Here is a 22,067-nt window from a genome sequence, read left to right on the forward strand (position 1 = left end):
GAGTAATGCCCATGACGTCCGTCCACAGTCTCGGTTTTCCGCGTATCGGTCATAAACGCGAACTCAAAAAAGCGCTGGAAAGCTTCTGGTCCAAAGAAATTGATGAGCAGGAACTGCAGTCCCGCGCTGCCCAGTTGCGTGACCGTCACTGGAAAATCCAGCAGACCTGCGGGATGGACTTCATCCCGGTTGGTGATTTCAGCCTCTACGATCACATGCTGGACATGAGCTGCACCCTCGGTGCCATTCCTCCCCGTTACGGATTCTCCGGCGGTCTGGTGGGTCTGGATACCTTTTTTGCCATGGCACGCGGCTCCAGCACCCAGCCCGCCATGGAAATGACCAAATGGTTTGATACCAACTATCACTTCATTGTGCCGGAATTCCATGAAAACATGGAGTTTCACCTGAGCAGCGAACGCCTGTTCGACCAAATCAAGGAAGCCCAGGCCCTGGGCCTCAAGGCCAAGCCCGTACTGGTCGGTCCCATCACCTATCTGTGGCTGGGCAAGGAAAAAGATCTGAATGCCGAAGCCCATCACGAAGCCCAACATCATCATGACGACAGCGCCTGTCATGGTCATGGTGCACCGGTGGGTAATGCCTGCTTTGACCGTCTGACTTTGCTGCCCAAGGTGCTGCCTGTTTATGCCGAAATACTCGAGCGTCTTGCCGGCATGGGCGTGGAATGGGTGCAAATGGATGAACCCGCTCTGGCACTGGATCTGCCCGCCGAATGGCACCAGGCTCTGACCTCTGCCTACCAGACCCTCAGCAAGGGCAAAAGCCCCAAGGTATTGCTGGCCACCTATTTTGATTCTGTAGCGGAGCATGCCGAGGCTCTCAAAGCCCTTCCCGTCGCCGGCCTGCATCTGGATTTGCGGCGCGCTCCGCAGCAGCTGGACAGCTTCCTGAAAAATTATCCGGCTGACAAAGTGCTTTCTCTGGGCGTGGTAGATGGCCGCAATGTTTGGCGCGCCGACCTGGATGCAGCCATCAAGATCCTGGAACCTGCACATAAACAGCTGGGAGACCGTCTCTGGGTAGCACCTTCCTGCAGCCTGTTGCACACCCCGGTTGATCTGGATCAGGAAACCGAACTCGACACCGAATTGAAATCCTGGCTGGCTTTCTCCGTACAAAAGCTCGATGAAGTCGCCCTTATTGGTCGCGCTCTGAGTGAAGGCGTGGCAGCCGTAGCGCAGGAACTGTCAACCGCCCGTGCCGCCGTCCAGTCGCGTAAAACTTCACCACGTATCCACAACCCGGCCGTTGCCCAGCGTCTGGAAGGTTTGGGCAACGATGATGGCCAGCGCAAAAGTGCTTTCCAGACCCGTGAAGCCGCACAGCGTGCCCGTTTCAAACTGCCGGCCTTCCCCACCACAAGTATCGGCAGTTTCCCGCAGACCCCCGAAATCCGTAAAGCCCGCCTGCAAAATCGCAAGGGCGAACTGAGCAATGCCGACTACCAGAAAGCCATGGAAGCAGAAATTGCGCTGGTCGTGAAAGAACAGGAACGTCTGGGTATTGACGTGCCGGTCCATGGCGAGCCCGAACGCAATGACATGGTGGAATACTTCGGCGAACAGCTCGCTGGATTCGCTTTTACCCGGCATGGCTGGGTGCAGAGTTACGGTTCACGTTACGTCAAGCCGCCGTTGATTTTCGGTGACGTATCCCGTCCTACCCCCATGACCGTGACCTGGAGCAAATATGCCCAGTCCCTGACCCAGCGGCCTATGAAAGGCATGCTTACCGGCCCGGTGACCATCCTGCAATGGTCTTTTGTGCGCGATGATCAGCCCCGTGAGAAAACGGCGCTGCAGATTGCGCTGGCGATCCGCGACGAGGTCAAGGATCTGATCGACGCCGGTATCGGCATCATCCAGATTGACGAACCCGCCTACCGTGAAGGACTCCCCCTGAAGCGCAAGGACTGGGATCAGTATCTGAACTGGGCATCGCGTGCATTCCGCATTTCTGCGCAAATTGCGCCTGATGACGTGCAGATTCACACCCATATGTGCTACTCGGAATTCAATGACATCCTCCCCGCCATTGCGGCCATGGATGCAGATGTCATTACCATTGAAACTTCCCGTTCACAAATGGAGTTGCTGGATGCTTTTGCCACTTTCAACTACCCCAATGAAATCGGACCTGGCGTATATGACATTCACTCTCCCCGCGTTCCCAGCGTGGAAGAAATGGTCGGCCTGATGGAAAAAGCGGTCAAAGTGGTTCCCGCAGAGCGGCTGTGGATCAACCCCGACTGTGGTCTGAAAACCCGTAAGTGGGCAGAAGTCACCCCGGCTCTGGAAAACATGGTCGAGGCAGCCAAACAGGTACGTGCCAAACACGCCTGATTGAATACCGGCTTCAAACTGACAAGGCCCCATCCGGGGCCTTTTTTAATGCTTGCTGATTACCAGCCCCCCCTATAAACTCACTGGCAATTAAAAAGATACCATGTGATTGCTTGCACCGTGCTCCGCGACTCATCAGTTTCCTGCTATCTTTTTGGAACTTTTCATGAATCAGTCAATCAATCTTTCCCCACTCAAAAATCTACGGGCCGATGCGCCTGCCGCCGTGGTCGTTGCTCTGGTCGCCATGCCCCTCTGTCTTGGGGTCGCCCTGGCTTCTGGCACCCCACTGATTGCGGGTTTGATTGCTGGCATCATGGGTGGAGTCCTGGTTCCTCTGTTCAGCCGCTCGCCCCTGGCCGTCAGTGGCCCCACCCCAGCCATTGTGGCCACGCTGCTGGTGGCCATGGAAACCCTGCACAGTTTTCCGGCGTTACTGCTCGCTGTGGTTATTGCTGGCGGCATTCAGATTATTCTGGCGCTCTTGCGTGCAGGGGTGGTGGCTTATTTTTTCCCGTCGGCCGTCATCCAGGGTATTTTGTCGGCCATCGGGATTATCATCATCCTCAAACAATTTCCCTATGCCATTGGTTTTGATATTGGCGAATTTGGTAATCAGGATTTTTTTGATGCCCATGGAGAAAACACCTTCAGTGCCGTTATTGCCGCACTCGCCCATGTGGAATGGGGAGCGCTGCTGGTCAGCGTACTGGCCCTGGTCATCCTGATTGTCTGGGATAAGATAGCCGTCCTGCGCAAACAGACCTGGCTGTCCGGCCCGTTGATGGCGGTGGTGTTCGGAACCCTCCTGAATGTGCTGTTTGTCCATGCCCTGCCCGGGCTTGCTATCGACAAAAGCAATCTGGTCAACCTGCCTGAAATTCGTTCTCTGGCGGACTTAAGGGGCATGCTGCAAATGCCTGACTGGGGCATGATCGGTTCAAAAACCGTATGGATGACCGCTATCGCCATCACCTTTATTGCCAGCCTGGAAAGCCTGCTTTCCACAGAAGCCTCCGACAAACTGGATCCTTTCAAAAGACGCACCCCTCTTGACCGCGAACTGCTGGGACAGGGAGTGGCCAACATCGCCAGCGGCCTCATTGGTGGACTTCCGGTTGCCGCCGTCATAGTACGGAGCACGGCCAACGTGGCGGCCGGGGCACGGACCAAAGCCAGCGCCTTTCTGCACGGGATTTTTCTGTTGCTGGCCGTCCTGTTTCTGGCTACGCTGATGAATCACATTCCGCTGGCTGCCCTGGCTTCCATCCTGATTTTCGTCGGTTTCAAACTGGCTCATCCGAAAATTTTTCAAAAAATGTTCAAGCTGGATAAATCCCAGTATTTGCCCTTCCTCATCACCATTATTGCGATTTTGTTCACCAGTCTGATTACCGGCGTAGTCATCGGACTGCTGGCCGGTATTTTCTTTGTGCTCAAGGCTAACTATCACAGCGCCATCGACATCGGGCGGGAGGGTAACGCCTACAAAATCTCCCTGAACAGGGAGGTAACTTTCGTCAACAAGGCACGTCTTTCCCACATTCTGGAAAGGCTGCCCAGAGACGCCGAAGTGATTCTGGATGGCAAAAAGGTCCGTTTCATTGATCACGACGTGCTGGAAGTCATTCGTGATTTCGAACGTGCCGCCGAACTGAAAAACATCCAGTTACGCGAACAGAATTTCGACACACCGATACTCAAAGCCCCCGTATAATCCTTACAATCGGCCCTGGGAGAGCAGCTCCGCATTGCCTCCTGCTGCCGTGGTGTTGATGCTCACCGTCTGTTCGGCCACCATGCGCAATAAATAATGGGGACCACCGGCCTTCGGGCCGGTTCCACTCAAGCCTTCGCCACCAAAAGGTTGCACACCAACCACCGCGCCAATCATGTTGCGGTTTACGTAAACATTGCCGCAGCGCGACCGCGCGGCGATATGGGCCGCCCGCCCATCAATCCGCGTTTGGACACCTAAAGTCAGCCCAAATCCCAAAGCGTTGATGGCATCCACCAGGACATCGATTTGTCCGGCTTTCCAGGTGACCACCTGCAGCACCGGACCAAATATTTCCTCGCGAACCTGACTGACATGAGTAATGGCATACGCACAGGGGGCTACAAAATGCAGATTACGCTGCTGATCGTCCTGCATGGTCAATGCTACAGAATCATCCGTAACCCGGGCATTTTCCAGCAAAGCCGGGGGCCAGGCACAACGGGCCAGCAATCTTCCCCCGCCCTGCTCCACCCGGGCAATTTGCGCCAGAATATTGGCCTGCGCTTCGGCATCAATAACGGGTCCGACATCAGTGGCATAATGGATGGTCGCTCCGATCACCAGTTCCTGCATGGCCCCTTTGAGCATGGTCAGAATTTCTTCTGCACATTCTTCCTGTACACAGAGCAAACGCAGTGCCGAACAGCGTTGTCCGGCGGAACGAAATGCCGAGGCAATCACTGCATCGACCACCTGTTCCGCCAGAGCCGTAGAATCCACAATCATGGCATTAATGCCGCCGGTTTCAGCAATCAAGGGCACAATGGGGCCTTCCTTGGCCGCCAGACCCTGGTGGATGTGGCGAGCAACACCTGTTGAACCGGTAAACACCACGCCGCCAGTCAGCGGATGCTCTACCAGAGCCGCGCCTACGGTTTCGCCAGCACCTGGCATCAGCGCCAGCACATCACGGGGAACTCCGGCCTCCCACAAAAGTTCGACAAAAGCCTGGGCAATGGCCATGGTCTGCTCGGCGGGCTTGGCTGCCACACTATTGCCCGTAACCAGCGCCGCAACAACCTGACCGGCAAAAATTGCCAGGGGAAAATTCCAGGGACTGATACAAACGAACACACCGCGCCCCCGCAGACTCAGGGAGTTGGCCTCACCGGTGGGACCGGGCAGAGCTTCCTTGCGCATGAGCGCCTTGGCCTGAATGGCATAATAACGGCAAAAATCTACGGCCTCACGCAGTTCGGCAACCGCATCTGCCAAAGTTTTATGTGCTTCGCGCATAATCAGAGCAAGCAATTTGTCATGTCGGGTTTCCAGCAGCTCAGCCGCCTGAGCCAAAATTTCGGCACGACGCTCGACGGGTACTGCATCCCAGCGCATTTGCCCGGCATGCAGTGTGTGCATTAAGGGGTCTACTTCTTCCACCTGTATTTCTTCGGGGGTCTTTACCCGCAGGGCCAATGCGGCTTCCAGGGCGGGGCTACGTTCAGCAATGTAAGTCATATCCATTCCTTGGCTGTTCAGTCGTAATTCACCATGAAGATGGCCGTAAATCTCTATGGGTTTGGGCAAGGCCGTCTCTTCCGCCCGCCAGAGCGGACTGATCAGCAGATCTTCGGCAGCCACATGCTGATTAGCCAACTGATGAACAAAAGACGTGTTGGCGCCGTTTTCGAGAAGCCGCCGGACCAGATAGGCAAGCAGATCGCGATGACGACCCACCGGGGCATATATCCGCAAGTGCTGAATGCGGGCGTGGCGTAAAACCTCCCGATAAATTCCTTCTCCCATGCCATGCAGACGCTGCATCTCAAAACGGGCATCGGGTTGTTGATCCGCCAATTGCAAAACAGCAGCAATGGTCGCTGCATTGTGGGTGGCGAATTGCGGGTAGACCAACGCCTGAGGACCGTTGGCGTTTTCAAGGAGCCGCGCCGCACCGGCCAGATAGCTGATATCAGTATGATGTTTATGGGTAAACACCGGATACCCGGACAAGCCCATCTCCTGGGCTCTTTTGATTTCCATATCCCAGTAAGCGCCCTTGACCAGCCGCATCATCAAATGGCTCTGATTGCGGCGCGTTCGGGCCAGAACTTCGTCAATGGCAGCATCTGCCCGGCTCTGATACGCCTGCACGGCAATGCCGAGACCGTCCCAGCCCGCACAAGTGGCCTGCCCGGCAATATGCTGTTGCAAGGCATCCAGCAAATCGAGCTGCAACTCAAGACGATCACTTTCTTCCGCATCCAGCGTCAGATTCAAACGCCCCTGAGCCGCCAGCTCGGCCAGTTGCTGCAACTTGGGGAACAGATCTTTCCACAGACGGGCGCGCTGGGCTTCTTCAAAACGCGGATGCAGTGCTGACAATTTGATGGAGATGCCATCCCGCTCCCGGGAACCCCCACTGCCGGGTTGGGTAGCCAAAACGCGCAAGGCAGATTCATAAGAAGCCGCATAGCGGGTTGCATCGGCACTGTTGCGGGCACCTTCTCCCAACATATCGTAGGAATAGCAGAGTGCGGGCTGTTTTTTTCGGGCTTCGGCAGAGCGCCGGCGCGCCTCACCAAGATCCTGCCCCAGTACAAACTGCCGCCCCAGTAGCGCAATGGCCCGCACTGCTGCTGTCACGACGGTATTCATGCCCAGTCGTTGCACCAGACTGCGTGTTTCTTTTTCGGCAAGCAGACGGCGGGATAGAATCAGCACCCGACCCGAAATCTGGGTAATCCAGGACTGTTTTTCCTCACCGGCAAAGCGCGCCCTGCCCAGCTGATCCGCCGCCAGCAAGGCCGCCGTACCGGTATCTGGGACACGCAGCAGGGCCTCGGCCAGACGCATCAAGGCCAAGCCTTCGGCGCTGGTGATGGGATACTCCCTTAACAGCGACTCCAGAGCCCAGAACGGGGCTGGCTGCTTGCGCACCGCCTCCACCCAGGGCCGCGCCTGATCGATGACGTTCAGCCAGTTCAGCTTGCCGCTGAGCGCCGACAGCAGTGCTTCAACCTGCTGATTTTCATCCCGGTACGGGGGTGGTAGTGACACAGGCTCCTGAAGAAAATCCGGAGAATCATTGAAATCACTGGGCAAAATGGTATGTAAACGGGTTTGAGACATTCCTACAAGGCTCCTTGCAGCAGGTAATCGGGTCCATGATCAGCCTGTGCCTGCCTCCTTTTTTCATTTACGGGTTTTTATGCGCTTTTGGCTATTGCAGCGCTACAACCTCTTGTAATCAGGTTGTCATACTTGGGGTGCCTGATGCAAGTGATTGGACAAGGCATTCCAGATACTTACCCGCCATCTACATTTCAACTGATTCCAGTGGGTTGTTAGCTACCACACAACGGGATATTGGCATTGCCAGCAAGTTCCATCTATGCCAAGGTCCATTCCTCTATAATATCCGAGTCTTTCCATGCATATCTGGGTCGATGCCGACGCCTGCCCCAATGTCATCAAGGAAATTCTGTTTCGCGCCAGTACGCGTCTGAAACTGCCCTTGACCCTGGTCGCCAATCAGCCCCTGCGCGTGCCCCAATCGGCTCATATTCGCAGTGTGGTAGTGCCAGGAGGCTTTGATGTGGCCGATGATGAAATTGTGCGCCGTATTGAAGCGGGCGATCTGGTCATTACCGCCGATATCCCCCTGGCCGCTGCCGTACTGGAGAAAAATGGCTATGCGCTCAGCCCACGCGGCGAGCGGTACTCCTCCGAAACCATCCGTGAGCGTCTACGGATAAGGGATATGATGGAGCAACTGCGAGATTCCGGCGTGCGTACCGGTGGCCCTGCCACCCTGAGCCAAGCCGACCGCCAGGCCTTTGCCAATGCTCTGGACCACTTGTTGCCACGCGCTTGAGCGGTTCGCTCAGACAATTTAAGCGCCGATGCAGATCAGCCAACAAAACAAGTCTTCATCCTCTTGCGTTAATAGACTGATAACGCTATCCTTGCGAACTTTTCCGGACAGTACCGGGTAAAACCCTTGTTGGAGGTTTGTGATGTACGCGGTCATTGAAAATGGTGGCAAGCAGTATCGGGTGACGGTGGGCGACAAGCTCCGGCTCGAAAAGATGGAAGCAGAGCCAGGTGCGGAACTCGCGCTGGACCGGGTACTGATGGTCGGCGTTGGCAGTGATGTAGTGGTCGGTCAACCGCTGGTAGCAGGTGCAGCCGTCAAGGCCACCGTGCTCAGTCAGGGACGGGCTGCCAAGGTGCATATTTTCAAGATGCGTCGGCGCAAGCATTACCGTAAGCAGCAGGGACATCGTCAGTATTTTACTGAAGTCCGCATTACCGGCATTGAAGCCTAAGGAGCACAGTCATGGCACATAAGAAAGCGGGTGGCTCTTCGCGCAATGGACGCGATTCAGAATCCAAGCGCCTGGGCGTGAAACGTTACGCCGGACAGCTGGTTATCCCCGGCAACATCATCATTCGTCAGCGTGGCACCCAGTTTTATCCGGGTAGCAACGTCGGTATCGGCAAGGATCACACCCTCTTTGCCACCGCAGAAGGGGTCGTAAAATTCGAGCGCAAGGGACCGCGCCAGGTACGTACCGTCAGCGTCGTATCCGTGGCCTGAACAGGCCTCTGCGCAGAGGGACCCCGCCCCGTTTTTGCGGGAGCGGGGTTTTTTTATGAAGTTTATTGATGAAGTACGCATCCATGTTGCTTCGGGTACCGGTGGGCACGGCTCCCTGAGCTTTCGTCGGGAAAAATTTATCCCCTTTGGCGGTCCAGATGGTGGTGATGGTGGTCGCGGTGGCAGCGTTTTCCTCGTCGCCCAGGCCAGCCTCAATACCCTGATAGATTTCCGCTACCAGCGCCGTTACCGGGCCGAAACCGGGCATGGTGGTGCGGGTAGACAAATGACCGGGCGCGCGGGTCTGGATAAGGAAATCCACGTCCCGGTGGGCACCTTGGTCTACGATGACGACACCCGTGAATTATTGGGTGATTTGCGCGAAGACGGGGAACGTTTGCTGGTCGCTCAAGGCGGACGCGGCGGACACGGCAATTTGCATTTCAAATCCAGCATCAATCGCGCACCCCGTCAATATGAAAAAGGCACGCCGGGAGAAGAACGCAATCTTCGCCTGGAACTGCGGGTTCTGGCCGATGTCGGCCTGCTGGGCCTGCCCAATGCGGGCAAAAGCACGCTGATCAGGGCAGTCAGTGCGGCCCGTCCGAAAGTAGCAGACTACCCGTTCACCACCCTCTACCCCAATCTCGGTGTAGTCCGGGTGGCGACCCACGAATCTTTTGTTCTCGCGGATATTCCCGGCCTGATCCCCGGAGCCTCCGAGGGCGCCGGGCTAGGTACCCGTTTTCTGAAACATCTCAGTCGAACCCGCCTGCTCCTGCACATGGTCGACATGGCTCCTGTGGATGAAAGCAACCCTGCCGGGAACATTCGCGCCCTGGAAGAAGAGCTGCTCGCTTACAGCCCCGCCCTCGCCCAGCGCCCACGCTGGCTGGTGGTCAATAAGGCCGACTTGTTCAGCGCTGAAGAAGGCGAGGCGCGTTTTCAGGCGATTCGTGCCGAGCTTTCCTGGGATGGCCCGGCATTTTTGATTTCCGCCGCCAGCGGTGCGGGCTGCAATGCCCTCACCCACGCCATCTGGCAGGCACTGCCGGATCTGCCACCCGCACCTGATCCAGTCCAGTCGGAAGAATGGGGCGATGAAGAGGAAAAATATCTGGAAGAGTGGGAAGGTGATGATTTGAGCGCCGACTGGGATGACGATGAATGAGCCGCAACCTTAAAAATGCCCAGCGCTGGGTCATTAAAATCGGTAGCAGCCTGCTCACCAATAATGGCCAAGGTCTGGACCTCCCTGCCATTGAGACCTGGGTCAAACAACTGCTGGTGCTACGCCGGCATGGCCTGGACATCGTACTGGTTTCTTCCGGCGCCGTGGCAGCCGGCATGGAGCGCCTGGGCTGGACGAGCCGCCCCAATGCCCTGCACCAGCTGCAGGCGGCAGCCAGCGTCGGCCAGGCAGCACTGATTCAGGTGTATAACGAATTCCTCCGCCGGGGCGGGGTTCACGGCAGTCAGGTCCTGCTGACCCACGAAGACCTTCAGGAACGCCATCGCTATCTGAATGCGCGAGCAACCCTGCGTACGCTGCTGGAATTCGGGGTCATTCCCATCATCAATGAAAATGATGCCATTGCCAGCACCGAAATCCGTTTTGGCGACAATGATACTCTGGCTGCCATGGTTGCCAACCTGCTGGAAGCTGATTTACTGGTGATTTTGACGGACCAGGCGGGTTTGTACGACCAGGATCCCCGCAAAGCCCCTGATGCCCGTTTACTGACCGAGGTGGAGGCTGGGGATCCTGCCCTGCTGGGCATGGCCGGGGGCAGCGGCAGCGCCGTCGGCACCGGCGGAATGAGCACCAAGGTCCACGCAGCCAGCCGTGCGGCACAATCTGGTGCGGCCACCATCATCGCGCCGGGTGGCGCTGAGGATGTCTTGCTGCGCATCTGGGCGGGAGAACCTTTGGGCACCTATTTTCGGCCCGGCGTCGCCAAGCTGGCGGCACGCAAGCGCTGGCTGGTCGGTCAGCTCCGCCCCAACGGGTTGTTGCATCTGGATGCCGGTGCGGTAAAGGTCTTGCGCGAAAAAGGTAGCAGCCTGCTACCTGTAGGGATTACTGCTGCCGAGGGCGATTTTCAGCGCGGCGATCTGTTATGCTGCGTCGACCCGGAAGGACAGGAAATAGCCCGTGGCCTGGTGAATTTTGCTTATGAAGATGTCCTGCTGAGAATGGGAAAAAGCAGCAAGACGCTTTTGGAATTATTCGGAGATATTGACGAGGTGGAAATCATCCACCGTGATAATCTGGTACTCAGCAACTAACTTTGCAAATGTTCAGAAAATTATTTGCCCGCTGGAGCCTGCAAAGAACAGACCCCGGATTCCTGCATTCCCAGACAGGTCCCGTACAAATACAGGCTATGATCGCTGATGAAAAACCCCTGAGCTCCGGCGATTTCATTTTGACGGGCTTCCAGCGCCTCATCAAAAAACTCCAGAACCTTGCCACAAGCCGTACAGACCATATGGTCATGGTGACCGGTTTCGTTCATTTCAAAAACGGCCTTGTCCCCTTCAAAGTGATGACGGCGTACCAGACCAGCCATCTCAAACTGGGTCAATACCCGATAGACCGTGGCCAGACCCACTTCTTCGCCGGCATCCAGCAACTGACGATACACTTCTTCCGCCGTTAAATGCCGGGTGTCACTGTCCTCAAAAATGCGGAGAATCTTCAGACGTGGCAATGTAGCTTTCAGACCAGCCCGCTTCAATTCGTCACTATTCAATTTTTCGTAGTTCATGTGCTCGTAGCAATTCCCATGCGTAATGGTTTAGGATAGTTGTACCTGACGCTTAAGACAAGGACTATGAGAAGCCTCCGCCTGATTACCCTGATTACCTTTTGTGCCCTCTCGCTCGGAGCCTGCAGTATTTATCGGGTTGCCGTACAGCAGGGTAACGTCGTCACCAGCCAGCAACTGGCAGAATTGCATCCGGGTATGGATGCGCTGCAAGTGCGTACTATTCTGGGTTCACCACTGCTGAAGGACCCTTGGCACCCCCATCAATGGATTTACTCTTATAGCTATAAGCCAGCCTATAGCAGTACCCAGGTTCGCAAGGTGATTGTCCTTTTTGACAAGGACGACAAGCTCATCGGCGTGCAGGGGGATGTGAAAGGCACAGTTAAAAGCCCGGAAAAACCCGACGCCTAGACGGATAAATCTAAAAACGGAATCTGCCGTGGGTGCTTTGCAGCGACTTTTGTTTTGAGCCGTTGTTGTTCTTGGCAAAGTCCTGCGCCCGTCAGGAGAGCTGTTTGAGCCCGCAGGGCGAGTTCTCTCCTGACAGCAGGATAAGCCTTAGAACAACAGGCAAGGAACAACGGAGCAAAAAGCATCCACGGCAACTGCCGTTTTTAGGGTGAAAGCCTAAGAAGATGGACGGTCCCCTGTTACCGGAATGGCTGCAGGGGGGCCATATACAGCGCGCGCTCTTTGCGCAAAACGCTGCACCATGGTTTCAGCTGCCTGCTTGAAAATGGGCTCCAGAAACGCGCCCACCAGCCGTGAGGCAAATTCGAAGCGCATATCCAGCGTCACCCTGGTGCCCTTGGAGTCAGGTTCAAGCTGCCACAATCCTTCCAGAAAACGAAAAGGACCATTCACCAGACGCACTTCTGCCAGCTTGGGGCGCTGATAGCGGTTTTTGGTGGTAAATGATTTACCAAATGCACCATGAGAAATGGTGATTTCGGCAATCACTTCTTCGTCCCGATCCTGAATGATTCGGGTTCTGCCACACCAGGGCAGAAATTGTGGGTAGGAACGAATATCTTCAATCAGGGCCATAACCTGACCCGCGCTGTACGGCAACACAGCCGTTTTACAAATATGATGCATGCATCCTCTCAATAACGGCGTTGACCCATGGCATGGGCCTGCACCCAGCGATCGAGCTGAGCCAGGCACCATTCCGGCAAACGTCGCCAGTAGGGGCGTTTACGCCAGGGTTCTGGATCGATTTTTCGGGATATGGCAAATTCACGCACAAATAATCCGTGCAACAGCAAGGATACCCGGGCCAAACGCAGTTCAAGATTGAGCTCGTGATTAAACCACAAACTCAGGAAATCAAAATTTGCCGAACCCAGTGTCGCCCAGGATCGGTCTACCAATACGTACTTGGCGTGGAGGAAAGCGCCCTGATATTCATATATATGCACACCTCTACGCATCAGTTTTTGATAATACGCCTGAATCCCGAATCGCAAAAGTGGATGATCAGTAATGCGTCCAGCCAGCAGCAGCCGCACATCCACCCCGCGCTGCACCGCCCGATAAATACTGCGCAATATCACCGGATCAGGATTGAAGTAGGGCGTCGCAATCCAGATGCTTTGGCGCGCCCCCCGAATGGCCGCCAACAAGCGTCGGCGCACCGCATAACTGGCAGGCGGAGTTCCTTCGAGAAATCGCCCTTCGCCCCAGGATTCTGGAGAGAACGCCATTTCTTCACTCACTCCGGCAGGCAGGGCTGGCAGATGTTCCGGCCGGTGCCGGAAAAATATTTCCCGACCACGATCCACCAGAGCACCACGACAGGCAAACAGCATGTCCCGGTAAGGCGGACTTCCTGGTTTGGCATCCAGCCACTCATCATCCAGGGCAAAGCCACCAACGGCCAGCCATTGGCCATCAATCGCGACAATACGACGGTGGGTACGCCGCAAGCGCTTTTCCAGCCCCTTCAGTTGCAAACGGTGATAAAAATGCAGGTGCGCTCCAGACTGGCGCAGCTCGCTAATCCAACTTTCGGGAAAGCTGCGACTACCCAGGGCATCGAGCGTAATATATACCGCCACTCCGGTCAGGGCTTTGTCGCATAATATCCGCAAAATTTGCCGGGGCCAGAGGCCCGCCGCAAAAATATAGTTTTCCAGTAAAATTTCGCTGGACGCGGCGCTCAAGCGGGTTTCCAGCCATGCGGCAATGGACTGCATGTCATTCAGCAGCGCCCAGTCAGGAATAGCCTCCTGTTGCCGGGTACGACGTCGTAGCAAGTGCCCCGTCAACAATCTGGACTCCACCATGTTCCTCCCTTCGCACTGCGCAAAAATTCCACAGGAGGGCATGTAAAGTCAATGCCACTTTCTGCATACCCCTTTTTTCACGTACAATCATCGGCTGACTGGCACGGGAGTTGTGCAATGAGCAGCACCATCGCCCTGAATCGTGAGGCGAAACACGATTATTTCATAGAAGAACGTTTTGAGGCGGGAATCGTCCTGGAAGGCTGGGAAGTCAAATCCATGCGCGCCGGGCGCCTGAACCTCAAAGACAGTTACGTCATTGTCAAAGACGCTGAGCTCTGGCTGCTGGGTGCGCATATCAGCCCCCTGCTGACCGCCAGCACGCACATTAATCCCGACCCTACCCGAACCCGCAAGTTGTTGATGCACCGCGAGCAAATCAATCGGATGATTGGCAGCGTGGAACGCAAGGGCTTTACCATTGTCCCCCTGGCCATGTACTGGAAGCAGGGTCGGGCCAAGGCCGAAATAGCGTTGGTCAAGGGCAAACAGGAACATGACAAGCGGGCAACGATCAAAGAGCGGGAATGGCAAAGGGACAAGGCCCGGATCATGAAAGGCGGGTCCAGGGATGTTTGATGGGCTGCACGCCCAAATGATATCCATTTTGCCTCACAACTGAAGCATACAAGGAATTATGCCCATGATTCATGCACTGAAAAATTTGCACCGGACTTGTCTGACGCTTTGCTTATTGTTGGGGGTTCTACTTGTTCAGAGCGCCTCGACCGTTGCCGTCGCTGGACCAGCAACAGGCAGTGACGGGGATCAGGATTATTGGCAGGCCCTGACCCACACCCATTACATTCAGGAAGGCAGCAAGGGACCGATTATTTATGATTTTTACGACCCCAATTGTCCTTATTGCCATGAAATCTATACCTGGCTGCAAAACCCAATCCATAACAAACAAATACAGGTCAGATTTATTACCGTAGGTTTTCTGACACCCAGTAGCGCCGGTAAAGCTGCCGCCATTCTCGCGGCCAAGGACCCGCTAGCCGCCCTGAAACTGAATGAAAATAAATTCAGTACCAAAGATGGTCCAGAAGGGGGCATAGATCCTGCGCCCATTGCCGTACAAAATAAAATGAGTGATGTACTGAATTTCAATGCTTCGCTTTTGGTCAACAAGGAAGCCGAAGTGCTCGGGATTCCCGGAGCCAGTGTGCCTTTTCTGGTCTATCGCCAGGATGGCAAAATTCGTTATGTCCCTGGTTTACCCAACAACAAACAATGGTCAGAAATTATTCACGCACAATGACTGCGTCCAGATACGCATCCTGGCTGGCGGCTCTGGTCATTCTGGCTGGCATCCTTGTCTTTTCGCTGGTGCTGTGGCTGCAGTTTGCGCAAGGTGAGCAACCTTGCAGCATTTGTGTTTACCAACGTCTGGCTGATCTGGCCGTCATCGTCATTGTCACCATGGGCTTTTTCTGGAAAGGCACGGTACGCCGGGGTTTATGGATATTGGCAGCGTTATATGCCCTGCTGGGCGCAGCCCTGGCAGGGTGGCAGTGGCACCTGACGCAGATGGCGGCAGATCAGATAGAAACCTGCTCTTCGGTCCAGGTTTTTCAGAGTAGTCCCGCCCTGGGCGGCTTGGGAAATGATTTAGCCTCGACCTTATCCGGCCATGGTTCCTGTGCGCTGGCTGGCAGCAAAAGCCTGGCAGGATGGCCCATCACCCACTGGAGTATGGCCTTTTTTGTGGGTTGCGCCGTCCTGCTCCTGATCGCCCAGTGGTTGAGCCGCCGCGTTCAGACTTAATCCTGAAAACGGCAGTTGCCGTTTTTTCAGCGGGCAGGCAGTTAACGCGGCCAGTTCCAGTCCTGGCGCAGCGTCTCCAACACCGCCAAAGCCCGCTCGACATCAGAACTCAAGGCATTTATATGGCCCATTTTGCGACCGGGGCGGGCTTCCTTCTTGCCGTACAAATGAACCTTGATTTGCGGATGCTGGAACAGCTTCTGCCAATCCGGTCCGCCTTCTTCCCACAAATCGCCCAGCAGATTCATCATGACTACGGGGCTGAGCAGACGGGTATCTGCCAGGGATAACCCGCAAAGCGCACGTACCTGCTGATCAAACTGACTGCTGACACAGGCATCAATGGTATAATGACCACTATTGTGGGGGCGCGGGGCCATTTCATTGACCAACAGACGGCCCTCTTCCTCCACAAAAAATTCAACGGCAAGCACACCGACATAGTTCAGCGCCTCAGCAATGCACGCCGCGCTTTGTCGCGCCTGATTTTGTAGTGCCTCTGGAATTCGGGCGGGCACAATACTGAGATCAAGCACAGCATGGTGATGACGATTTTCTGCCAGGGGATAAAACACCATCATCCCCTCCACTGAACGCGCCAGCACTACGGAAAACTCCTGCACCAGTTTAATCCGTGACTCCAGAATGGCTTCCGGGGTATTCAGGCTGGCCCATGCGGCTGGAAGTTCGCTGGCCGTGGTCACATTCTGTTGCCCCTTGCCATCATACCCAAAGCGGGTAGTTTTCAGGATGGCAGGAAAACTCAGCTTTCGTGGCACAAGCTCCACATCATCCTCTTGTCTGAGCAATGCAAAGGGTGCGACCTCCAGACCGAGGTCCTGAAAAAAGGTCTTTTCCCGGGCCCGGTCCTGGGCAATGGCCAACGCCGTGGAGCCGGGGCGCACAGGTATTCGCGCTTCCAGATAAATCATGGCCGAGGCAGGGACATTTTCAAACTCGGCGGTCACCGCTGCACAGTGATCCGCCAAAAGTTCCAAGGCAGAAAAATCATCATAGCGTGCACAAAGATGACGGTCTGCCACGGCCGCCGCCGGACAATCCGGATCAGGATCGAGAACCCATACACCATAACCCATGCGCCGGGCCGCCAGCGTAAACATTTGACCCAACTGCCCACCTCCCAGAATTCCGAGGGTGGCACCGGGTAAAATCATGGCTCAGAATCCGGCAAAGTCATGGCTAATACGGCTGCTTCCTGTTGGTGACGAAAATCCTGCAGGCGCCGGGCAAGCATCGGATCACTTGCCGCCAACAAGGCTGCGGCGAAAAGACCGGCATTGGCGGCACCCGCAGTGCCGATGGCAAAAGTGGCTACCGGAATGCCCTTGGGCATCTGTACAATGGACAGGAGTGAATCCATGCCGTTAAGGTGTCGGGAAGGCACCGGCACACCCAATACCGGCAAGAGGGTTTTGGCGGCGAGCATCCCCGGCAGGTGGGCAGCGCCGCCCGCTCCGGCAATAATGCAGCGCAGCCCCCGGGATGCGGCCGTCGCGGCATAATCAAAAAGCAGGTCCGGGGTTCGATGCGCCGAAACCACCCGCTTTTCATGGGGAATATTCAATGCCTGCAGTTGTTCTGTCGCAGCGACCATGACTTCCCAGTCACTGTTGCTGCCCATTACCACCCCGACCAGGGGATGTTCCATGCCTGCTCTCCTCTCTAGGCCTGCACATTAAACGGGTTATAATGCCTGTCATGGAAGAAGCGCTCAATACCGGGCAACGCCCGATTCGCAGTTTTGTATTACGCCAGGGACGTATTACCGCCGCACAACGTCGGGTGATTCGGGATGCCCTCCCTGTCCTGCAAATCCCAACCCGGGAACCCTGGCAGGATCCCTGGAATGGGCAACGGGCCATCACCCTGGAAATTGGTTTTGGCAACGGAGAACATCTTGCCGCCCTTGCCGCCGCACATTCCGAACAGGGTTTTATTGGTGCAGAAGTACATACTCCAGGGGTCGGTTCTCTCTTGTTGCAGATGGAAAATGCGGGCATTGATAATATCCGTCTTGTTCATGATGATGTCGCGGCCTGGATGAAAACCCTGCCAGATGCTTTATTTGCGCGCATCATCATTCAGTTTCCCGATCCCTGGCCGAAAACCCGGCAACAAAAACGCCGTCTGATTCAGGCTGAGTTCGCAAACACTTTGCAGCGCCTGCTCAAAACGGGTGGAGAATTACAACTGGCAACGGACTGGGCTGATTATGCAGAACAAATGCTGACCGTCCTCAATCAGACCCAGGGCCTGATAAATACGGATTCTGGAAATAGCTTTTCGGAGCGACCCGCCAATCGTATTCCGACCCGTTTTGAACGTCGTGGCGAAAAACTCGGACACAGTGTTTATGATCTGGTGTATCGACGCACAAGTTGATCCATAAACGGCATCTGCCGTGGGTGCTTTTTGCTCCGTTGTTCCTCGCCTGTTGTTCTAGGGCTCATCCTGCTGTCAGGAGAGAACTCGCCCTGCGGGCTCAAACAGCTCTCCTGACGGGCGCAGGATTTCGCCAAGAACAACAACGGCTCAAAACAAAAGTCGCTGCAAAGCACCCACGGCAGATGCCGTTTTTAGGATAAGACTTTTCGGTATGCTGCCTTCCGTTATGGTGCAATATCCCGGAAAAGGTTTTGCGATATACTCATGCATCGAAATGGATGCTTTTATATGGAAACCCATGAACGAGGACCGATAACATGCACAAAGTCAGCATTATAGGAGCAGGATTTGGGGGTTTGACCGCCGTGCGGCAAATTCGCCGGCAGTTACCCGATGCCGAAATCACCCTCATCGCCCCCAAGGCAGAGTTCATTTATTACCCCAGTTTGATCTGGATTCCCACCGGTCTCCGTCAGGGTGAGCAGCTCCGCATCCCCCTGGACCGGTTTTTTCAGCGCAAAAATGTGCATTTCCATGCCGGGCGGGTGACGGAATTGCGCGACGCAGGTCGGACGGTGGTTACTGATCAGGGTGAAATAGTCAACGATATTTTGATGATTGCCAGCGGTGGCCGGGGTCTGCGCAAATTGCCGGGCATCGAACATAGCCTGGCTATTTGTGACGGTATTGAAGTCGCCGAACAAATTCGTGACCGACTGGCGGCCCTGGACAAGGGCACTATCGCCTTTGGCTTTGCCGGTAATCCCCAGGAGCCCACCGCTGTGCGCGGCGGGCCGGTTTTTGAGCTCCTGTTTGGCATTGATAGCTATCTGCGCAAAACCGGTAGGCGTGAACAGATTGATCTGGTATTTTTTAATCCCATGACCGAACCCGGTAACCGCCTGGGTGCCAAAGCAGTTACCGGATTGCTGGCCGAAATGGAAAAACGCCAGATCAAGACGCATCTCGGTCATAAAATCACTGGATTTTCTGCAGATAAAGTCATGACGGAAGGTGGCGAAATCGCGGCAAATCTGATTCTCTTCATGCCCGGCATGACGGGGCCTGATTGGGCACAACAATCCGGTTTACCGCTTTCGACCGGTGGATTTATCCAGGCGGATGAGTACTGTCAGGTTCCCGGACATCCGGGGGTTTTTGTGGTGGGCGATGCGGGATCCTACGCCAACAGTCCGGACTGGCTGCCCAAGCAGGGCCATACCGCCGACCTGCAGGCCGAAGCCGCCGTGCACAATGCGGTTTTAAGTCTCCAGAACAAGGCTTCTGACAAGCCTTTCCGGGCTGAGCTGGTGTGCATTGTGGATGCGCTGGACAGCGGCATCATGGTGTTTCGCAATAAGGACCACGCCAGCGTTCTCCCCAATCCCCTCTGGCATGCCGCAAAAATGGCTTTTGAATGGCGTTATCTGCTGCATTATCGATAAGAACCCGGCTTTTCCTGAGCCATTCATCAGCTTTTTTCTCCAGACTGGTCGTAGTGGCGCCCTTTCCAGGCGCCCCCTTTGCCCAGATAGTGACGGCGTGCAGAATCCAGCGTCATGAGCATGTAAAGCATGGCTGCAAGGGGCAAGGTCAAAACCCAGAGGCTGTTCTGTGCATAGAGGCGGACGCTGGGTAAATAAGCCCTGAACATCAGGGCCAGGGTCAATGCCGACAGGATCAGCCCTAGCCATTGCTGCTCCCAGCATCCGGCAATCAACAAAATCAGTGGTACGGCATAAAGAAAAAGCATGGCCACTGTCGCCGTCAACAGCCGCCATGGACTGAACTCCAGCTGCACGTAGGCCGAACGTGTCACCATCCGCCATATTTCGCCGAGAAAACGATAGTCACGCAGGCTGTAACTTTCGGTACCCAACCCTAACCAAATCGGGCCCTGAGTTTTCAACAAGGCAGCCAGCGTACAGTCATCAATCAAGGCCCCGCGCATGGCAGCAAAGCCCCCTGCCTGCATCAGTAAATCCCGCCGCAACAACATGCACCCGCCTGCGGCTCCAGCCAGCTTGCGGCGCGGATCATTCACCCAGGGAAAAGGATAAAGCATCTGAAAAAAGAAAATGAAGGGCGGGATCAGCAGGCGCTCCCAGAAACTGTGACAGGACAACATCACCATCAGCGACACCAATGCGCGGTTTGCACGCTGCTGCAGGGCCACCAAGCGGGTGAGCACATCAGGACCATGGACAATGTCCGCATCGGTAAACCACAGCAGTGACACATCCTCAGCAGCCAGCGCACCCTGGTGCATGGCCCAGACTTTGCCCGCCCACGCTTCGGGTAGCGTTGTTCCACTGAGAACCTGCAGACGATCTGAAGCCCCTGCCTTTTCAGCGGCTATTTTCGCACGCTGTGCAGTTCCGTCCTCACTTTGATCATCCACTACGATGACCCGCAGCTCTCCCGGATAATTCTGGCGCAGCAAAGCTGTTACACAGGGTCCGATGCCTTCGGCCTCGTTACGTGCCGGGACAATGGCCGTCACCGCCGGAAGACCGGCGGTAGTGGTTTCAGCGGCTTTCAGGAATTCTGCGGAGAGCGCCGGCAAGCGCTGATCAGCGCGCCAGAAAAATCCCCGGGCAAAAAACAGCACCAGCCAGGCCAGGAGAACCAAGGCTGCTAGTGCATCCAGAAACCAAAACACAGGGCTTCCCGCTATATTTGCCACTTATCCTCGGAAGAATGCTTAACCCCTGGGTCATCCAAACCGCGACGCAAGCAATCCTGCTTGATAGCCAAACGTAAATCATTTTGAGAATCGGCGGCACGGAGCGCATCTTCATATTCCACCAAACCCTGAGCGTATAAATTCAGCAGACTCCGATCAAAGGTTTGCATGCCCACATCATTGGTGCGACCCATGGCTTCCTTGAGCATTCCGACTTCGCCTTTGTAGATAAGATCAGCAATCGCCGGCGTATTAATCAACACCTCAATGGCGGCAATACGTCCCGCCTGCCCCTTGATGGGCAGAAGTCGCTGGGAAACAACGGCTTTCAGATTCAGGGATAAATCCATCAGCAACTGCTTTTTCCGATCTTCGGGGAAAAAGTTGATGATGCGTTCAATGGCCTGGTTGGCATTATTGGCATGCAGGGTAGACATGCATAAGTGCCCGGTTTCTGCGTAGGCCATGGCGTGATCCATTGTATCCCTATTACGCACCTCACCAATCAAAATCACATCAGGCGCCTCACGCAGGGCATTTTCCAGTGCTCTTTCATAACTAAGCGTATCTATGCCGACTTCCCGCTGATTGACAATCGATTTCTGATTCTTATGAATAAATTCAATAGGATCTTCGATGGTCAGGATATGACCGGCAGCATTCTGATTACGATACTGAATCATGGAAGCCAATGAGGTACTTTTACCCGAACCGGTCGCGCCCACAAACAGCACCAGACCTCGCGAAGTCATGGCGAGATCCTTCAGAATGGGTGGCAATTTGAGCTGCTCCAGGGTCGGGATTTGGGTTTTAATGGCACGCAACACAAAACTCAGTTCACCACGCTGATAAAATCCATTGACCCGAAAACGCCCGATGCCTGTAGCTGAAATAGCCATGTTGATTTCTTTTTCGTGCTGAAATTCCTGCAGACGCTCCATCCCCAGAATTTCCTTGGCGAGACTGAGCACTTGCCCGGGTTTCAACATATCTGTACCCAGATTTACGGCGCGTCCATCAATTTTCATGACCGGCGGAGAACCCACAGTCAGATACAAATCAGAACCGTTTTTTTCGACCATCAATGCCAGCAGATCATCCAGTACAGACATTCAATATTCCTCAGGCCACATTCATAAAACTGTCTTTGTTCTGCACCCGGCGCATTGCCTCTTCGCGAGTAATTTTATGGGCACGCACCAAATCTGCCAGGTTCCTCGCTGTTTTAAGTGGGTAGCTTGAGATCCAGCTTACCCAGTACGAGGTAAGCCATGTTAATAAAATTCTTGTGGGTGCGATAGCCCCGTGCCCTGGATTTGGCGGACTGGAGCAGACTGTTGAAACCTTCCAGAGTGCCGTTACTCAGATGGCTCTCGAACCAACGTAGAATGCCGTCCCAGTGGTTCTGCATGGTATAGGCGACTTCTGTCTCTTATACACATCTCCGAGCCCAC

General features: G+C 55.1%; 21 protein-coding genes and 1 pseudogene. 13 read left to right on the forward strand and 9 right to left on the reverse strand.

Annotation, left to right across the window (positions count from 1 at the left end):
• Positions 1 to 11 precede the first annotated feature (11 nt).
• Entirely contained in the window at positions 12 to 2,366 is a 2,355-nt protein-coding gene (metE, locus tag H7F08_RS01910) for a 5-methyltetrahydropteroyltriglutamate--homocysteine S-methyltransferase (RefSeq protein WP_193639721.1), read from the forward strand.
• 166 nt (positions 2,367 to 2,532) lie between these two features.
• Positions 2,533 to 4,083 carry a SulP family inorganic anion transporter gene (locus H7F08_RS01915; RefSeq protein ID WP_010641366.1) on the forward strand — a complete coding sequence of 517 codons (1,551 nt, stop codon included), beginning with the start codon at positions 2,533 to 2,535 and terminating at the stop codon, positions 4,081 to 4,083.
• Between the two features lie 3 nt (positions 4,084 to 4,086).
• Here H7F08_RS01915 and H7F08_RS01920 read toward each other — a convergent pair whose 3' ends face one another.
• Positions 4,087 to 7,218, reverse strand: coding sequence for an L-glutamate gamma-semialdehyde dehydrogenase (locus H7F08_RS01920; protein ID WP_193639722.1), 3,132 nt, complete (start codon positions 7,216 to 7,218; stop codon positions 4,087 to 4,089).
• A 301-nt stretch (positions 7,219 to 7,519) separates the two neighbouring features.
• Between H7F08_RS01920 and H7F08_RS01925 the strand changes: the two genes are divergently transcribed.
• The 5 genes from H7F08_RS01925 to proB all read left to right on the forward strand — a co-directional run bounded on the left by H7F08_RS01925 (position 7,520) and on the right by proB (position 10,978).
• Positions 7,520 to 7,963 (forward strand): YaiI/YqxD family protein, encoded by a 444-nt coding sequence (locus H7F08_RS01925; RefSeq protein WP_142089377.1) that lies wholly within the window; start codon positions 7,520 to 7,522, stop codon positions 7,961 to 7,963.
• A 142-nt stretch (positions 7,964 to 8,105) separates the two neighbouring features.
• Complete coding sequence (rplU, locus tag H7F08_RS01930; RefSeq protein ID WP_010641361.1) at positions 8,106 to 8,417, forward strand: 50S ribosomal protein L21; 312 nt, start codon at positions 8,106 to 8,108, stop codon at positions 8,415 to 8,417.
• A gap of 11 nt (positions 8,418 to 8,428) precedes the next feature.
• Positions 8,429 to 8,689 (forward strand): 50S ribosomal protein L27, encoded by a 261-nt coding sequence (gene rpmA, locus H7F08_RS01935; RefSeq protein ID WP_010641358.1) that lies wholly within the window; start codon positions 8,429 to 8,431, stop codon positions 8,687 to 8,689.
• A 55-nt stretch (positions 8,690 to 8,744) separates the two neighbouring features.
• Positions 8,745 to 9,860 (forward strand): Obg family GTPase CgtA, encoded by a 1,116-nt coding sequence (cgtA, locus tag H7F08_RS01940; protein WP_193639723.1) that lies wholly within the window; start codon positions 8,745 to 8,747, stop codon positions 9,858 to 9,860.
• Positions 9,857 to 10,978, forward strand: coding sequence for a glutamate 5-kinase (gene proB / locus H7F08_RS01945; RefSeq protein ID WP_193639724.1), 1,122 nt, complete (start codon positions 9,857 to 9,859; stop codon positions 10,976 to 10,978). Before cgtA ends, proB begins: the two co-directional genes overlap by 4 nt.
• 20 nt (positions 10,979 to 10,998) lie before the next feature.
• Here proB and fur read toward each other — a convergent pair whose 3' ends face one another.
• The gene (gene fur / locus H7F08_RS01950) at positions 10,999 to 11,460 is read right to left on the reverse strand and encodes a ferric iron uptake transcriptional regulator (protein ID WP_010641352.1); all 462 of its coding nucleotides are present in this window, start codon (positions 11,458 to 11,460) and stop codon (positions 10,999 to 11,001) included.
• 66 nt (positions 11,461 to 11,526) lie between these two features.
• Between fur and H7F08_RS01955 the strand changes: the two genes are divergently transcribed.
• Entirely contained in the window at positions 11,527 to 11,874 is a 348-nt protein-coding gene (locus tag H7F08_RS01955; RefSeq protein ID WP_010641350.1) for an outer membrane protein assembly factor BamE, read from the forward strand.
• A 216-nt stretch (positions 11,875 to 12,090) separates the two neighbouring features.
• Here H7F08_RS01955 and H7F08_RS01960 read toward each other — a convergent pair whose 3' ends face one another.
• Positions 12,091 to 12,561, reverse strand: coding sequence for a type II toxin-antitoxin system RatA family toxin (locus H7F08_RS01960; RefSeq protein ID WP_010641348.1), 471 nt, complete (start codon positions 12,559 to 12,561; stop codon positions 12,091 to 12,093).
• Between the two features lie 8 nt (positions 12,562 to 12,569).
• Positions 12,570 to 13,751 carry a phospholipase D-like domain-containing protein gene (locus H7F08_RS01965; RefSeq protein ID WP_193639725.1) on the reverse strand — a complete coding sequence of 394 codons (1,182 nt, stop codon included), beginning with the start codon at positions 13,749 to 13,751 and terminating at the stop codon, positions 12,570 to 12,572.
• Positions 13,752 to 13,868: 117 nt separating this feature from the next.
• Here H7F08_RS01965 and smpB point away from each other — a divergent pair, with 117 nt between their 5' ends.
• The 3 genes from smpB (at position 13,869) to H7F08_RS01980 (ending at position 15,521) form a co-directional block, all read left to right on the forward strand.
• Positions 13,869 to 14,330, forward strand: a complete 462-nt coding sequence (gene smpB / locus H7F08_RS01970; RefSeq protein WP_010641344.1) for an SsrA-binding protein SmpB — start codon at positions 13,869 to 13,871, stop codon at positions 14,328 to 14,330.
• Positions 14,331 to 14,394: 64 nt separating this feature from the next.
• A complete protein-coding gene (locus H7F08_RS01975; RefSeq protein WP_010641343.1) occupies positions 14,395 to 15,015 on the forward strand; it encodes a thioredoxin fold domain-containing protein in 621 nt (206 codons plus the stop codon).
• Entirely contained in the window at positions 15,012 to 15,521 is a 510-nt protein-coding gene (locus H7F08_RS01980; RefSeq protein WP_193639726.1) for a disulfide bond formation protein B, read from the forward strand. Before H7F08_RS01975 ends, H7F08_RS01980 begins: the two co-directional genes overlap by 4 nt.
• 41 nt (positions 15,522 to 15,562) lie before the next feature.
• Here H7F08_RS01980 and H7F08_RS01985 read toward each other — a convergent pair whose 3' ends face one another.
• Entirely contained in the window at positions 15,563 to 16,696 is a 1,134-nt protein-coding gene (locus H7F08_RS01985) for a 5-(carboxyamino)imidazole ribonucleotide synthase (protein ID WP_193639727.1), read from the reverse strand.
• Positions 16,693 to 17,190, reverse strand: a complete 498-nt coding sequence (purE, locus tag H7F08_RS01990) for a 5-(carboxyamino)imidazole ribonucleotide mutase (RefSeq protein WP_031569989.1) — start codon at positions 17,188 to 17,190, stop codon at positions 16,693 to 16,695. Before purE ends, H7F08_RS01985 begins: the two co-directional genes overlap by 4 nt.
• Before the next feature lie 41 nt (positions 17,191 to 17,231).
• Here purE and trmB point away from each other — a divergent pair, with 41 nt between their 5' ends.
• Both trmB and H7F08_RS02000 read left to right on the forward strand, forming a co-directional pair.
• Positions 17,232 to 17,924 carry a tRNA (guanosine(46)-N7)-methyltransferase TrmB gene (gene trmB, locus H7F08_RS01995; RefSeq protein ID WP_193639728.1) on the forward strand — a complete coding sequence of 231 codons (693 nt, stop codon included), beginning with the start codon at positions 17,232 to 17,234 and terminating at the stop codon, positions 17,922 to 17,924.
• 320 nt (positions 17,925 to 18,244) lie between these two features.
• Positions 18,245 to 19,372: an NAD(P)/FAD-dependent oxidoreductase gene (locus tag H7F08_RS02000; protein ID WP_193639729.1), complete on the forward strand. Its 1,128-nt coding sequence runs from the start codon at positions 18,245 to 18,247 to the stop codon at positions 19,370 to 19,372.
• A 26-nt stretch (positions 19,373 to 19,398) separates the two neighbouring features.
• On the opposite strand, the gene H7F08_RS02005 is transcribed toward H7F08_RS02000, so the two are convergent.
• From H7F08_RS02005 to H7F08_RS02015, 3 genes and pseudogenes are all read right to left on the reverse strand, one after another.
• On the reverse strand, positions 19,399 to 20,589 hold the full coding sequence (locus tag H7F08_RS02005; RefSeq protein WP_193639730.1) for a glycosyltransferase: 1,191 nt from the start codon (positions 20,587 to 20,589) through the stop codon (positions 19,399 to 19,401).
• 11 nt (positions 20,590 to 20,600) lie between these two features.
• Positions 20,601 to 21,725 carry a PilT/PilU family type 4a pilus ATPase gene (locus H7F08_RS02010; protein ID WP_024893379.1) on the reverse strand — a complete coding sequence of 375 codons (1,125 nt, stop codon included), beginning with the start codon at positions 21,723 to 21,725 and terminating at the stop codon, positions 20,601 to 20,603.
• A 113-nt stretch (positions 21,726 to 21,838) separates the two neighbouring features.
• Positions 21,839 to 22,039, reverse strand: a pseudogene (locus H7F08_RS02015) (transposase); the annotation flags it as partial.
• Positions 22,040 to 22,067: the final 28 nt, after the last annotated feature.

It is taken from the genome of Acidithiobacillus sp. HP-11, assembly GCF_015100075.1.
Lineage (GTDB): Bacteria > Pseudomonadota > Gammaproteobacteria > Acidithiobacillales > Acidithiobacillaceae > Acidithiobacillus > Acidithiobacillus thiooxidans.